The 13,815-nt window shown below is 64.8% G+C and carries 13 protein-coding genes and 1 pseudogene; 11 read left to right on the top strand and 3 right to left on the bottom strand.

Annotated elements, in window-relative coordinates:
* The 5 genes from ACWDZ6_RS21580 to ACWDZ6_RS21560 all read left to right on the top strand — a co-directional run.
* Positions 1-1,087, top strand: a 1,087-nt coding sequence (locus ACWDZ6_RS21580; protein WP_451504132.1) for a hypothetical protein, incomplete at its 5' end; no start/stop codon positions are given.
* A gap of 13 nt (positions 1,088-1,100) precedes the next feature.
* Positions 1,101-3,221 carry a M14 family zinc carboxypeptidase gene (locus tag ACWDZ6_RS21575; RefSeq protein WP_451504131.1) on the top strand — a complete coding sequence of 707 codons (2,121 nt, stop codon included), beginning with the start codon at positions 1,101-1,103 and terminating at the stop codon, positions 3,219-3,221.
* A gap of 984 nt (positions 3,222-4,205) precedes the next feature.
* Complete coding sequence (locus ACWDZ6_RS21570) at positions 4,206-5,012, top strand: S1 RNA-binding domain-containing protein (RefSeq protein ID WP_451504130.1); 807 nt, start codon at positions 4,206-4,208, stop codon at positions 5,010-5,012.
* A gap of 312 nt (positions 5,013-5,324) precedes the next feature.
* The gene (locus ACWDZ6_RS21565; protein WP_451504129.1) at positions 5,325-5,762 is read left to right on the top strand and encodes a DUF2199 domain-containing protein; all 438 of its coding nucleotides are present in this window, start codon (positions 5,325-5,327) and stop codon (positions 5,760-5,762) included.
* Positions 5,762-6,424 carry a hypothetical protein gene (locus ACWDZ6_RS21560; protein WP_451504128.1) on the top strand — a complete coding sequence of 221 codons (663 nt, stop codon included), beginning with the start codon at positions 5,762-5,764 and terminating at the stop codon, positions 6,422-6,424. The genes ACWDZ6_RS21565 and ACWDZ6_RS21560 overlap by 1 nt, the downstream gene beginning before the upstream one ends.
* 125 nt (positions 6,425-6,549) lie before the next feature.
* Here the strand turns inward: ACWDZ6_RS21560 and ACWDZ6_RS21555 are convergent, their stop codons facing one another.
* Positions 6,550-6,882, bottom strand: coding sequence for a hypothetical protein (locus ACWDZ6_RS21555; protein WP_451504127.1), 333 nt, complete (start codon positions 6,880-6,882; stop codon positions 6,550-6,552).
* 143 nt (positions 6,883-7,025) lie between these two features.
* Here ACWDZ6_RS21555 and ACWDZ6_RS21550 point away from each other — a divergent pair, with 143 nt between their 5' ends.
* The 3 genes from ACWDZ6_RS21550 (at position 7,026) to ACWDZ6_RS21540 (ending at position 9,217) form a co-directional block, all read left to right on the top strand.
* Complete coding sequence (locus ACWDZ6_RS21550) at positions 7,026-7,517, top strand: hypothetical protein (RefSeq protein WP_451504126.1); 492 nt, start codon at positions 7,026-7,028, stop codon at positions 7,515-7,517.
* Between the two features lie 62 nt (positions 7,518-7,579).
* Positions 7,580-8,530, top strand: coding sequence for an RNA-binding protein (locus ACWDZ6_RS21545; RefSeq protein WP_451504125.1), 951 nt, complete (start codon positions 7,580-7,582; stop codon positions 8,528-8,530).
* Between the two features lie 396 nt (positions 8,531-8,926).
* Positions 8,927-9,217, top strand: a complete 291-nt coding sequence (locus ACWDZ6_RS21540) for a hypothetical protein (protein WP_451504124.1) — start codon at positions 8,927-8,929, stop codon at positions 9,215-9,217.
* Positions 9,218-9,231: 14 nt separating this feature from the next.
* On the opposite strand, the pseudogene ACWDZ6_RS21535 reads toward ACWDZ6_RS21540, so the two are convergent.
* A pseudogene (locus ACWDZ6_RS21535) lies at positions 9,232-10,357 on the bottom strand (aminotransferase class I/II-fold pyridoxal phosphate-dependent enzyme); the annotation flags it as partial.
* A gap of 306 nt (positions 10,358-10,663) precedes the next feature.
* On the opposite strand from ACWDZ6_RS21535, the gene ACWDZ6_RS21530 reads away from it, so the two are divergent.
* Positions 10,664-10,867, top strand: coding sequence for a hypothetical protein (locus tag ACWDZ6_RS21530; RefSeq protein ID WP_451504123.1), 204 nt, complete (start codon positions 10,664-10,666; stop codon positions 10,865-10,867).
* 178 nt (positions 10,868-11,045) lie between these two features.
* Here ACWDZ6_RS21530 and ACWDZ6_RS21525 read toward each other — a convergent pair whose 3' ends face one another.
* Positions 11,046-11,543: a zeta toxin family protein gene (locus ACWDZ6_RS21525; RefSeq protein WP_451504167.1), complete on the bottom strand. Its 498-nt coding sequence runs from the start codon at positions 11,541-11,543 to the stop codon at positions 11,046-11,048.
* A gap of 146 nt (positions 11,544-11,689) precedes the next feature.
* Between ACWDZ6_RS21525 and ctaD the strand changes: the two genes are divergently transcribed.
* Both ctaD and ACWDZ6_RS21515 read left to right on the top strand, forming a co-directional pair.
* Positions 11,690-13,414 carry an aa3-type cytochrome oxidase subunit I gene (gene ctaD / locus ACWDZ6_RS21520; protein WP_451504166.1) on the top strand — a complete coding sequence of 575 codons (1,725 nt, stop codon included), beginning with the start codon at positions 11,690-11,692 and terminating at the stop codon, positions 13,412-13,414.
* Positions 13,411-13,758, top strand: a complete 348-nt coding sequence (locus ACWDZ6_RS21515) for a hypothetical protein (protein ID WP_451504122.1) — start codon at positions 13,411-13,413, stop codon at positions 13,756-13,758. Before ctaD ends, ACWDZ6_RS21515 begins: the two co-directional genes overlap by 4 nt.
* Positions 13,759-13,815 lie beyond the last annotated feature (57 nt).

Raw genomic sequence — 13,815 nt, 5'->3', positions numbered from 1 at the left:
AGCAGTAACCGACTTTCGGCAAGCCGCAGGAGTCGCTGACGCGAGGGCAGTGCAGATTGCCGGCCTGCTGTCCTCACTCTCCACAACACTCACCGTCAACCATCACCTCGCCGACGCGACAGCTGCAGAGCAGGCTGCCGTCGACATACTCAAGGCACACACGCCGAACCCGGAAGAAATCGCCGCCTACCGCTTCGCTCTGGCCGACTCCGAGCGCGAGTTGGCAGTGGCGCTCTGGGCCGAACAACGTGACAGCGATGCCCTGCCCGTAGCACGCGCAGCAGTAACCGACTTTCGGCAAGCCGCAGGAGTCGCTGACGCGAGGGCAGTGCAGATTGCCGGCCTGCTGTCCTCACTCTCCACAACACTCACCGCCAACAACCATTTCGCTGACGCGGTCGATGCTCAGAAGGCGGCAGTGGATGTGTTGCGCGCGCACCCGTCGACCGCGGCCGGTGAGATGGCCGGCTATCGGTTCTCCTTGGCGTCGGGCCTGCATACCCTGGCAATCCGGCTGTGGGCGACGCAACGCGACACGGACGCGTTGGCCGCCGCTCGCGACGCGCTCAGCGGCTACCAGCAGGCCGCGGCCACCTCGGGCACCACCAACTTCATCCAGATAGCCGACTTGTTGGCTGAGCTGTCGTCGGAGCTGACCGGTCACAACCACCTCGCCGACGCAGTCGATGCCACCGCCCAGCGCGCGTCGATCTACCTGCAGCACGCTGACAACGCGCACCTCGAGGCCGCCTTGGTCGATCTGGCTGGTATCTACGCGCGAGCTCCTGGGCTACGGATTATGCGGGCCGTAATAGCGAGTGCCGACGCGAACCTGTTGGCCTCAGTAATGCGGGAGAACGGCAGTAAGATCGTGTCTGAACAAGGCGTGCGACGGGGTCCCGACGGCATACCCCGCGTCGTGTGTTACGCGTCGAATGAGACTCTCGACTTGCTCCGACCCCAGGGTATCACTGTCGACATAATCGCGGACGTCACAACGGCACGTCTATCTCGACGCGATGTGAATGTGCAAGAGAATCGGTTCGCGGATGGCAGCATTCCGGCAGGAGTCGGAGAGTTGATTTAGGGGGTAGGTGAACATGGACGATCGCTACCAGAGCGTCAATGAGGTAGAGACCCTGCTATCCAACATCGCGAGAGACCATCCGTCGACCTGCGAGCTGATCACCTTGGGCAATCTGACGCATAACGGGCGAACGTGCCATGCGATCCGACTCAGTAGCGCGCCGGCAGAGAACAGGCCGATCCTCATGCTCACGGGCGGCGTGCACGCCCGGGAATGGGGTAGCTGCGAAATCCTCAACAATTTTGTTTCAGATTTTCTGCGAGCCTTGGACAAGAAAGCGGGCCTGCGCTACGGGAATATGTTCTTTAGCCCGGAAGAGCTGCAGAAAGTCTTCGACCAAATTGACATCTTGGTCTTTCCTTTGGTCAACCCGGATGGTCGCCACTGGAGTATGACTCACCCATATGACAGGAAGGGCGTTATGTGGCGCAAGAATCGTAGGCCGCCTCCCAATCTGGACAGCAATCCGCCCCCGGCTCCGGAATGTTGGGGTGTCGACATCAATAGAAACTACGATTTTCTCTTCGACTTCGAGAGAGCGTTCTCTCCAGCGGCGGTGGGGAACGTGACGGCGTCGAAGAATCACTGCGAATTTGAACGCTACCAGGGCCCGGAGGCGTTTTCCGAACCCGAGACTCGAAATGTTAGGTCCCTGCTTGATTCTCATCCGTCGATTCAATGGCTTGTCGATGTCCACAGTTTCAGTGAAGACGTTCTCTTCAGCTGGGGTGACGACAACACCCAAACAATCGATCCAACGATGAACTTCCGCAATTCCGCATTCGATGGAAAGCGCGGCATAGACACCGATCTGGAGTATGCCGAGTTCTGCGATCCCCACGATCTGGATACCGCAAAAGCCCTCGCGCAGAGCTTTTCGGGTAGTGCCAGCCGCGTGCGCCAAACACTCTACGGCCCGTTCCAATCCTTTGATCTTTACCCGACATGTGGAACGATCGACGACTACGCCTATTCTCGGCATCTCATTAACCCGAATCTGCGCAAAGTCATCTGCGCTACTGTCGAGTGGGGCAGGGAGTTCCAGCCACCCTGGGAGGAGATGAAGCTCATTATCGCAGACGTGACCGCGGGGCTTCTCGGTGTCTGCCTTCACGTGGCAAACGAAACGACCCCAGCATCTCCGGGTGTTGCTCACGGCATCCCGGCCATGGTTCAAACGTATGGCCCTAGAAACATAAACTTCGAATTCGCGACCCCGCTCGCGGAGGGTGGGATAGACCACCTGCGGAAGCATTATGATCAGCCTCAGGAATCGACTTTCTGGGATATTATCGCGCGCTTTGCCAAAACGGAGGCTGTGGCGGCTCTAAGCATGATTCAAAGCAGAACCGGAAATTTGGAGCTCGTAGCGCGTATCGGCTTTCGCGTTGCCCATTTCTGGTGCGATCCATCGTTCGCGTGGCACGGCCCCACATTTCTCCCCCAGTTCGGTGAAGGTGAAATGAAAGCACGCGGGAATCCCGCTCTCATTCAAGATATGCTTCCACTTGACAATCTTGAAGTTGTCACGCCGATGGCAGGTGGGGGACTCGCCCATTTCGGGCGGGGTGATCCAACCACCCCATGGCATGGACCCAACCTATTCGGCGGAGGTGAACTTGTGGATGCGGTCAGCATGGCCGAGAGCACCTGGGACGCTCGCCCGCTCGAAGTCGTCGCCCGTATCAACGACCGCATCGTCCAATACTCCAGAGCCACAATCGACTCTCCATGGGTTGGGCCAACAACGATCATTTTCCCCGATGCAACCCATAACCCGCCCGTGACACCAGTCGGCAACCCAGCCCTGGTCATACGCCAAGCCGATGACGGTGGACAGTTCGAACCTGTCACGCCTATGACTGGTGGACAGTTCGAACTTGTCACGCCTATGACTGACCGCACTCTGGCTCACTTCACTCGCAACAGCCCCGACGAACCGTGGTCTGACAATCCCACCAAGTTCGGCCAGGAGCAGGAGCACAGGCCGTTCGACGCGGTCACGATGATCGCAAGATGGAACGAACCTGGAACGTTGGACGTCACAGCCCGACAAAGTAGCCATTTCCGGAGATACATCCGAGATCAATCCGGCTGGCGTGAGGACCCACGGAAAGCAGAACCACCGCCCTGACCTCTGCCCGGGCAGGTGTCGAGCAGGCCAGCAGATCGCCGAGGACGAGCAGTTCAGGCCGCGTGAGAGGGACCAGCTCCATCGCGGACGGCGGCCCGGTTGGGCTGATGCGGGCGAGGGCCACGGCCAGCAGCGCGGCAGCGATCAGGCTAACCAAACTTCAGCGCATCCACACTGGGCACTGCGCATCGTGGAAACTGCACGTCAGACGGCCTGGTGTGCGTAGGCGTCGGCAGGCTCGGGCAGGTCCGGGGCGGTAGTCCACCGACAAGATCATCCGTCAGCGGGCGACTTCCCGGTTTCGTCAGCACCAGCGGGGCCCACACCAGCGCGGTCGCCCACCTTGGATCCATGCGGACCTTGGTGAGGACCCGCCAGTTCTTCAGATGTCTGGCCACGGGTCAGGGGTCGGTTCCGGGCCGCCTTGTAGCCGGTGATCACCGCCGGGTCGGCCTCGGGAGCGCCGTCGTCGAGCCGACGAACCCCAGATCAGCGTTGCCGCCGTCGCCCGCCGCGCGGGCGTGTCCCGCACTGCGCACCAGGTACGCCGTGGTCGGGCTTCAGCCCAACGGGGCCATCTCTCCCGACGATCGAGGACACTCCTGCGGGTGGGGGTTGGTGTCTCGTGAGACACACGTCAGCCTGGAGAACCGGGGTTCTCCAGATACCTCAGAGTGTCTCGGTTTCCTGCTGCGGACGGGTTCGTCACCATGGGCCGCGAGACGCACGCCGTTCGCAGCAGCATGACTATCCGCCTCCCAGTGCTTCGAGGGCTGCCGATGCACCTTTGAGATCAATATATCGAACATAAATCGAACATCGCGAGGTGAGTGAGGACTGCCCTTGTGCGATGGAGCACGCCAGATTGCGAGTGGAGCACGCCAACCTGCGAGTCGTATGGCCGTGGCACTCCGTGATACCGGTTCGCTGGACGGTCGTTGGAAACCCGCCTTGGAAGGTCCGTGCGGAAGTTAGGCTCCACCCATGTCCGAGCCCGTCCCCGATCCTCGTCTGAAGTCTCTGATCAACAAGCTCCGGCCGGGTTCCGTGAGGAGTGTGACGGTCGCAGGGTTCGACGGAGCGGACGTCCTTGTTCTCCTTGGGGAGTCGGGCGAGGAAGGTAGCGAAGTCGGCCGAATTCCCCGGCATGAGGTGTCGATCCGTCGCACCAACCATCCGTCCGAGATCTTCACGGTCGGCCAGCAGATCGAAGCCGAGGAGATTGGACGCTGGCGAGGGCAGCTGAACCTCTCGGCCCGTGCCTGCGAGAATCCGGAGCTACGCGCTTTCCTGATGGCCATTCAGCCTGGACAGATCGTTTCCGGGACCGTGTCGGGGGTTCACAACTTCGGGGTCTTCGTTCATCTCGACGGCGAGCCCCAAGGGCTCTGCACTGGGTTCATTCGCGTGCCCGACCTGACGTGGGACTGGATCACTCACCCCTCGGAAGCAGCTGAGGTCGGCCAGCGGATCACCGGTGAGGTGATCATGTCTGAGACGCGCAGCGCCCAAGTCACGATCTCCTTGAAGGCCCTCCTGGAAGACCCCCTCGTCCGGTTCGCTGATCAGACTGGTCATGTCCTCAACGGGACTGTCACGAAGATCGTCCCGTTCGGCGTGTTCGTGCGACTCGGCCCCGGCATCGAGGGGCTTCTGCACGTCTCCGAGATGACCGACTCGCCAGTCGAAAGCCCAGCCCAACTCGTCAGCGAGGGAGACCAGATCACGGTGCGACTTGCGGAAGTCGACCTTCAGCGACACCGCGTCAGGCTCCGCGCCCATGACTCCTGAGTCCGGGTCGCCACGCCGAACTCGCAACCTATCGTGCCCCGCCCTCGCGAACCATCGCGCTCCCCGAAGCCTGGGACCAGCTCACTCCTTACGATCACTCGCAAACAACCGTGGTCCGTCACACCTTGACATTCGAGCCACTGCGACTGAGCGTCTTGTAGGGCAGCGGGTCGGGAGGGGCTCCTGCCCGAGGCAGTGTCGGAACCCGTCACTAGGCTCCAGTGCCATGACCAGTGATCTCGGGTTCACCTGCTCGTGCTGCGGTGCCCACCACTCTGAGCTGCCGATGACCTACTCGGCGAGGCCCCGGCTGTGTGGGATCCGACGTTCGCCGACGCCGACGACTGCCTGCTTTCCTCGGACCAGTGCGTGGTTCATACGCAGCACTACTTCGTGAAGGGCATGATCGAGATACCAATCGTCGGTAGCGACGAGGTGTTCTCCTGGGGTGTCTGGGTGTCGCTCAGCCGCGAGAACTTCTCCCGCTCAGCGGACCTGTGGGACACGCTCGGCCGGGAGGCCGAGAAGCCGTACTTCGGCTGGCTGACCACTGATCTGCCGGTCTATTCGCCCACGACGCTCAATCTCAAGACCCACGTCCACACCCGCCCGGTTGGCGCGCGCCCCTACGTCGAACTGGAGCCCACCGACCATCCCCTCGCCGTCGAACAGCGCGCAAGGATCACCATGGACCGCGTGCGAGAGATCGCGGAGGCCGTGTTCCACTCCGGCAGCAGCGAGGAGCAGTGATGGCCGGCACATCGATGTCGTCGATCCCGGTCGCGCCTTCCGGCTTGAGCCGCAGAGCCCAGAGATTCGTCGAAATGGACGGCATCCGTGTTCCGATGCAGGGCATCCAGCGCCACCGCGACGCCTGGGTCGGGCGCGGGATTCCCGCAGCGGAGATCGACCGGGCCATGGAATTTCAGGACCGCTGGGGCGGCCTTGCCCTGCCGCCGGCTCCGTTCTACGAGGGCGGCCCGCGCATCCTGGGCGCCGACTATCCCGAGGGCTCGGCGACGGAGGGCTGGTCGTTCCCGGCCGGGAGCGGGCGGGTGTCCATGGCCTACGGATTCATGATCGGACCTGAAGGCGAGTTCGGGATTGATGCCAACCGCTGGACGCCCCTGCACTCCAACACGGACGGATGGGTGGAGTCCTTGGCGCTCGCCGCCCATGCCGGACGCTGGGCCAAGACCGTCACCAAGATCAGGGGCAAGGCCGTCGAGTCCCTGGACCTCGGCGGGTACGAGCCGGTACCTGAAGTGCAGGGCCTGACCGACACGTGGTGGCGAGGCGAGGGCTCGCTGATCGCCCTCTACCGCGGCGAAGCTGTTGGCCTTGACGCACCTCAATGCCTTGAGGCTCACCTCTACGGAGGCCTCGACGAGTGGGGCGTCCACGGCGGCTAGCCGCTCGCCAGCCCCTCCGGATTTCCTTACAGCGCAGGGGCCGCGCAAGGTCTGGAGAAATGGCTTGTCCCCAGGTCGGATGTCAACCACGATCACCTCATGACGACCAGAAAGGGCCATGCCGTCTAGGCGCCCCGCTCCGCTCTCCACCGCTCGCGCGCCGCCGACCGTCGCTCACCGCACCGCCCGATGGCCGTGACCGACCGCCCACTCAGGAGAGCCAGCCCGTGCAGCAGACCGCCCTCGTTCCCTACGCCCACCTCCCTCAAGCGCACCATGACCGCCACGTCCTGACCAGTACCGTCGACGTTTACGGCGCCGCCCACCGGCTGCTTGCCGAACGCGCTCCGCAGCCCGGCGGCGATGTCCTGCCCTTTGACGCGCTGGTCGTTTCCGTCGATCTGGGCGGCAACGTCGAACTCACCGAGCTGAGCGCCGTGCGGGCCCGCTGGCCGCACCTGGACCGCCTGCCTGACGGCGGGTTTGTCGTCGCCGCGTCTCGCGTCCGCCGGCAGAGGACACGCACCAGGTCCAGGTCTTCGACGCGCTCGCCCGCGAGACCTCGTCCTTCTCCGTCGGGGACGCCATCGAGCACCTGCTCGTGGACGAGGCCGGCCAGATCTGGGTCGGGCACTTCGACGAGAACCCGATCGGGATCCACCGCTGGAGCTCCACAGGTCGGCACACCTGGACGTCAGACGACGCGGGCATCCCCGGTCTCTTCGACTGCTATGCCCTGAACGTGTCGGGCACCGCCGCCTGGGCGTGCCCCTACACGGACTTCCCGCTCGTCGAGATACGCCCCGACCGCACCGATCGGCCCGTAAGGGTGTGGGCGAACCGCGTGCGGGGCTCCCACGCGGTGGCCGTCCACGGTGAGCGAGTCGCCTTCTACGGCGGCTACGGCGAGGAGCGGAACCGACTCGCCCACGGAGAGATCAGTGAAACATCCGTCGAGCCAACGAACGTCGGCCTGCTCACCCTGCCCGATGGCTCTGCCCCCGGCCGCCGGCGGGTTGTCGGCCGAGGAAGCAGGATCTACGTCCAGGCCGAACCGTTCACCACCTGGGGCGTGTTCGACCTCAGCAGCTGATGCCCAGCACTGGAAAGGCCATTTCTAACGCTGGCATCCCATCTGACCGCGCAGGGAGTAACGTGCCGCCGTCCTTCGTCTACCGGATCACCAAGTACGACCCCGCCGACCGTGACGAACACGGTCACTACACCGGTGCCGAGGAGGCGGTCAGTGACCATGGGCCGGTCGAAGCCGCGTACCTCGCGGCGATCGCCGCCTTCGCGGACGCCTCGGGCATCGATCGGCTGGAGATCCGCGAGCCCGGAGTCACCGGGTTCGTCCACTTCGGCGTGGAGCCGTCGGATGGGAGACATGGCCTCGACGGGCTCTTCCCGCCCGACCTCTCCGGCTACCACGACGGGGCCGAGGTCTCCCTTCCGGTCGCTCTGGAGCTGGTCCGGGTCATGCTCCGCGACCAAGGTGCCTGGTGCCGTTTGGAGGCAGGGGACGTGTTCACCGTGCATGTCGGGTGGGACCAGTACGTGTATGTGAGCAGCGACCGGCTCTGCGCGGACGCCGTGGCCCGTACACGGGAACTCGGTCTCTACCCGGAACCGATGGCGACCTCCCCCTACGCGGCGGAGCTGGAGGAGCCGGACGTGACGGAGGCGGCCGACGAGGGGTTCTGGGAGCGCGTGCGCACCGTGCTGGCCTCACAGAAGGCAGTGCTCCTGGAGGAGGGCTACGTCCGCAACGCTGCACGCTTCCACCGCCTCACGCCGCAGAACCTCGACGCGGTGCGTACCGGTCTCAGCCCGCGCGCCCTGCTGACCGTCTGGCCTGACCTGAACCCCGATGTCGGCGCGGTCCTCGCCACGCTGCCAGAGGAGGGATCCGCGGAGTTCGTCTGGGAGACACAGGACGGGACGATCAGACACGCGATCGTCGACGACACCGAATACCAAGAGCTCGCCACCCTGGTGGCCGGCGCCCGGGCGGCTTGCGCCCTGCCCATGTACCTCGACGAACGCCACCCGCTTCTTTGCGCCGCCCTGCCCGACAGCGACGGCGTGCTGCGCGCCCGGTGGTGACCCCGTTCACGCCGGGTTGCCACAGACCGGCAGCTCGACTGACCCGGCGTCTGTGTCCTGAACCTTGCTTCGGCAGTTTCCTCTTCGGCCGTTCGTCCGTTGAACGGAATGTCGGATGATGGGGCCGCTCTCGGGGTCTTGTGCACGGACGCGCCTTCGCACAGCCCTCCCCTGCTCTCAAGACGCAGACGGGAAGCGACGTCAACGGTTGGGGCAAGTACATCCACCTTCCCAGCGGTCGCCGCCTGCAGGAACTCCGCGAAGAGGCCCGGAAGCCGTAAGGCGCTGACCGACTGACGCCTCCTCAGGCCGTGACCAACCCCTAATCGGCTGACGAAACCGGCTCCGACCGCCCACGGCGGGGCCTCCCACGCCGAACTACCAGGGACGCTGCTAATGGACAGCAAGGCCTATACCGCCAGCCTCGCCGAGCTCCGCGAGGTACGCGAGGAGATCAAGCCGCGCGAGCGGCAGTTGGCGAAGATCCAGGGCGAGCTCGACAAGCTGCGCGCCGAGCGGGACGAGAAGGTTCGGGCACTGGGCGCGTACGAGAAGGCGAAGGCCGACCGGCTCGCGACGTCCGCCGGTGTTTCGGTGATCGACGTGGTCGCCCTGGTGCCCTCTCTGGGGCCTCAGAAGCCCTCCAGCGCGCTTGGCGAGCCGTCGTCGACCGGATTCGGCCGCTGAAGATCGCACGACGAGAGGCGTGCCGTCGTCGTCTCGTCATCGGCGTGGGTGAGCTGCGCGTTGATGCGCCAGTGGTCGGAGGTGTGCAGGTTGATGCGGTGGCGTCGGCGCATCCAGTCGGCGGCGTCGTAATCGCTGAACATGACCTCGCTCAGGTCGATGAAGATCTGGAGGGGGTCCATGTCGAAGGCGCGTCCCTCGCCGCAGAAGTCATAGCGGCGTTGACGTGCAGACCCTCGATGTCCTCGATGGCCGCTCGTACACGGCGGGCCGTGGAAAGGGCCTCGTCCATGAGCTCGCGGCCGTGTTCCGCCATCTGGCGGCGCCATCCGTCGAGGGCTGCGTAGATGAGCACCGAGGGGCTGGTGGTGCCCAGCAGGTCGGCGCGGGAGGCGAGGGTCCGCACTGATACCAGCTCGCCTTGCAGGTGGAAGACCGACCCCTGTTCGAGCCCTGAACCCATTTTGTGGACCGACGTCAGGCACACGTCGGCGCCGGCGTCCATGGCCCAGGTGGGCAACTCGGGATGAAAAGGCAGGTGGGCTCCCCACGCTTCGTCCACGATCAGCGGCACACTCCGCTCGTGGCAGAGCGCCGCGACAGCTCCGATGTCGGCACAAGTGCCGTAGGGCGTGGGGCTGGTGAGCAGCGCCCCACGGGCATCCGGATGTTCCTCAAACGCGGACCGGTACGCCTCGGTAGCCGGGGGGTGAGCAAGGTGGAGGTCAGGGTCCCACTGAGGATCGACCCACACCGGGCGGATACCCGCAAGGATCAGGCCGAGCTGACCGCCTTATGAGCGTCGCGTCCGACCAGCAGCTTCTCGTGCGGCCCGGCGACGGCGAGCATGGCGGCCTTGACCGACAGCGAACTGCCACAGGTGGAGAAGAACGTATGCTCGGCGCCCACCGCGTCGGCCATCAGCTCTTCCGCCCGCTCCAGGATCCCCTGTGAAGCGGTACGGTCGTCCAAACCGGACACCGCGAGCATGTCCGCGCCGAAGAGAGCGTCACCCAGAACAGCCCGAACCCGCTGGTCGGCCCCCTGGCCCTGCTTGTGGCCAGGGGGCGTGAAAGGCAGTTGTCCCTGCGCCTGATACGCCGTCAGAGCGTCGAGTACCGGAGCTGTCGTACGGTCCATTATGTGCGGCTTCACGGTGCTGGAGGGCGAAAACGCTTCGAGTGAGCTGCCCGGGGTGGCGGACAGAGGCTCCGGGAAGAAGCCCGCGCGGGGTCGGGGCGGCCGGGAGCGAGTCCCCGAAACTCCCGCCTCCCCTACCCCCCGAGAAGACGTGTCACAGCCTCTGGTTTCCCTGAGGCGGAGTCTCGACCAGTGGTGTGAAGAGGAGAACGACTACCGCTACCGGCACTTCCTGGACCGGTACGCGGCCTTTCTGGAAGCCGCCTCGGAGATCGCCCTGGCGCTCACACCCTGGACGAGACAACTTTGCCCCGGCAGACGGAGCGTCTCGCCGGGCTTGCCGGCGATGCTCAGGAACGGCGCAGGGAAGTCGCGGGGGAAGCCGAGGCCCAGTCCCTGCCCTTGGCCGACCCCACCCGCCCCCACGGGGTACTCGTCATCGAGGCCACCCGTCTCATGGAAGAGGTCCAGTACACCAGCGACACGCTCCACAACTGGGTCGAGGCGTAACGGGACGCCCGGCCGACTTCGCCGGGCGACAAGGCACGACTCAGCCGGACCGGGGCCTCCGCGTCACCACACAACCTCAGCGGCCGTGTGATGTCCGCGTCCATGTTCCGCCGCATCAGCTCAGCACGCACAAGCGCGCGTGGATCAGCGGCGGGTCAGCGCGGCGATCTCGTCCAGCTCACGGCGGTGTTGCGCGGCGCCAGGGCAACGCCTGATGGAGCGTGAGGAACTGAGCAGCCTCCTGCTCGGTGTACGGCCGCATCCGTTCCGCGGCCAGCGCCCACGAAATGGCGCCGGGCCGCCGGCCTCGTGGCGAGCAGGGTTCGCCATCCCGCCGGATCACCGTCACCACCGTGATCCTTCGATGTGTCTGCGCGAGCTCCACGACGTCGGCCAGGGCGCGGAAGCACCTGTCGTGCCCGGCTCGCGAGGTGAACCGGCCGTTGCCCCCGATCTGCAGGGCACGGGCATCCCGCAGGGCCGTCGCCAGCCGGCTGTCGGCCTCCCGAACGGCCAGGACCACCAGCTCGACGGGATAGCTGCCGATTGCGACCGGCAGCGCGCTGGCCCGGAACTCCTCCACGCTGCCCGGCGCGCCCTCGATGAGGACGTCACCGCGCCGGACCCGTACGTACGCCTCGGCCTCGGCGAACCATGTGCGGTAGTCGGTGCGGATGGCCGCGCCCGCGTTACGGGGATTCCTATTATCTGCTGGATACGGCTTGTGGCTTAATTATTTCGCCAGCAATGGAGTTGAAGGGTTGCACCGTCGAACATGGGTTTCTGCTATCTGCTCGATCCCGTTCAAATCAAAGGACACGCATGGCTACGTCGACCGAGCCGGCCACCCCCATTCCTGTTCGCGCCAGAAGTCGTGGTGCAGTGGTGGTGTCCTGGCTGACCACCACGGATCATAAGAAGATCGGTCATCTGTATTTGGCGGCATCTTTCATGTTCTTCGTTTTCGGCGGGATGCTGGCGCTGCTGATGCGCGCCGAACTGGCCCGTCCGGGGCTGCAGATTGTTTCGACTGAGCAGTACAACCAGGCGTTCACGCTGCACGGCACGGTCATGCTGCTGTTCTTCGCGACACCGACGTTCGCCGGTTTCGCCAACGCGATCATGCCGTTGCAGATCGGCGCCCCCGATGTGGCATTCCCGCGGTTGAACATGTTCTCGTTCTGGTTGTTCTTCTTCGGCGGGCTGATCGTGGTGGGCAGCCTGCTGACTCCGCAGGGCACGGCCGACTTCGGGTGGACCGCTTACACGCCTCTCAGTGGTGGCGAACGCACTCCGTATGTGGGAGGCGACATGTGGATCATGGGGTTGGCGCTGTCCGGATTCGGCACGATTCTCGGGGCGGTCAACTTCATCACCACGATCGTGTGCATGCGGGCGCCGGGCATGACGATGTTCCGGATGCCGATCTTCACCTGGAACATTCTGTTCACGTCCGTGCTGGTCCTCCTGGCCTTCCCGGTCCTGGCCGCCGCGCTGCTCGTCCTGGAAGCCGACCGCCGTTTCGGCGCCCAGGTCTTCAACCCGGAGAACGGTGGGGCGCTTCTGTGGCAGCACCTGTTCTGGTTCTTCGGCCATCCCGAGGTCTACATCATCGCGCTGCCGTTCTTCGGCATCATTACGGAAATCATTCCGGTCTTCTCCCGCAAGCCGATCTTCGGCTATGTCGGACTGGTCGCCGCCACCATCGCGATCACGGGCCTGTCCGTGACGGTGTGGGCGCACCACATGTTCGCCACGGGAGCCGTCCTGCTGCCGTTCTTCTCCTTCATGACCTTCCTCATTGCCGTGCCGACCGGGGTGAAGTTCTTCAACTGGATCGGCACCATGTGGAACGGGGCGCTGTCGTTCGAGACACCGATGCTCTGGACCATCGGCTTCCTCGTCACCTTCCTGTTCGGCGGTCTGACCGGCATCATCCTCGCCTCGCCCCCGATGGACTTCCACGTCACCGACACCTACTTCGTCGTCGCGCACTTCCACTACGTCGTCTTCGGCACCGTGGTCTTCGCGATGTTCGCCGGCTTCCACTTCTGGTGGCCCAAGATGACCGGCACAATGCTCGACGAACGCCTGGGAAAAATCCATTTCTGGACGCTGTTCATCGGCTTCCACATGACCTTCCTCATCCAGCACTGGCTCGGCGCCGAAGGCATGCCCCGCCGCTACGCCGACTACCTTGCGGCCGACGGCTTCACCGCCCTCAACACCATTTCCACCATCGGCGCGTTCCTCCTCGGTGCCTCCACGCTCCCGTTCTTCTACAACGTCTGGAAGACCGCCAAGTACGGAAAAAGGATCGAGGTCGACGACCCGTGGGGATTCGGGCGTTCGCTGGAGTGGGCCACGCCCTGCCCCGCGCCGCGGCACAACTTCCTCACCCTGCCCAGGATCCGCTCCGAGGCTCCGGCGTTCGACCTTCACTACCCCGAGGTAGCAGCGCTCGACCAGGGAGCCCGGACCGGACGCCGCGACGCCGTCGAACCCGACCCGGACGCAGCATCCAAGGGCGGAGACACACCATCATGACGGCCCCCTCCGCCGGGCAGCCGACCCCCGACCCGAAAGCGGGCATCGAACGTCTCGAGCGCTACCTCGCGACAGAAAGCGAGCGTAACCAAGCACGGAAAGCGGCCGAGGCTTTCGCCGACCGGATGCCCTGCCTCACCTGGGCCGAGCGGCAGCAACTGCTCCGGCTGTACACCGGCGAACGACTCGCTGAAGCCCAGCGCCTACGAAACCGGCTCGCCCAGCAAGAAGCTGCTCACGAAGCACGAGAACGGCTTCGCGGGCGTTGCATCAAAGTCGCCCTGCTGCTGGGCGCCGTCAGCGCCGCACTGACCCTGTGGCTGATCGTGGGCATGGTGAGGTAGCGGGGGCCGGCGGGGACTCCGCAGGCGATCTACTCGGTCTCTGCCGCGCGACAACGG

It is taken from the genome of Streptomyces sp. NPDC002926, from assembly GCF_053591755.1.
This window is presented reverse-complemented; position numbering and strand designations above follow the sequence as displayed.

Coding starts and splice junctions, on each gene's coding strand:
- ACWDZ6_RS21575 (WP_451504131.1), top strand. CDS start 1,101: ATGGACGATCGCTACCAGAGCGTCAATGAGGTAGAGACCCTGCTATCC.
- ACWDZ6_RS21570 (WP_451504130.1), top strand. CDS start 4,206: ATGTCCGAGCCCGTCCCCGATCCTCGTCTGAAGTCTCTGATCAACAAG.
- ACWDZ6_RS21560 (WP_451504128.1), top strand. CDS start 5,762: ATGGCCGGCACATCGATGTCGTCGATCCCGGTCGCGCCTTCCGGCTTG.
- ACWDZ6_RS21540 (WP_451504124.1), top strand. CDS start 8,927: ATGGACAGCAAGGCCTATACCGCCAGCCTCGCCGAGCTCCGCGAGGTA.
- ctaD (WP_451504166.1), top strand. CDS start 11,690: ATGGCTACGTCGACCGAGCCGGCCACCCCCATTCCTGTTCGCGCCAGA.
- ACWDZ6_RS21515 (WP_451504122.1), top strand. CDS start 13,411: ATGACGGCCCCCTCCGCCGGGCAGCCGACCCCCGACCCGAAAGCGGGC.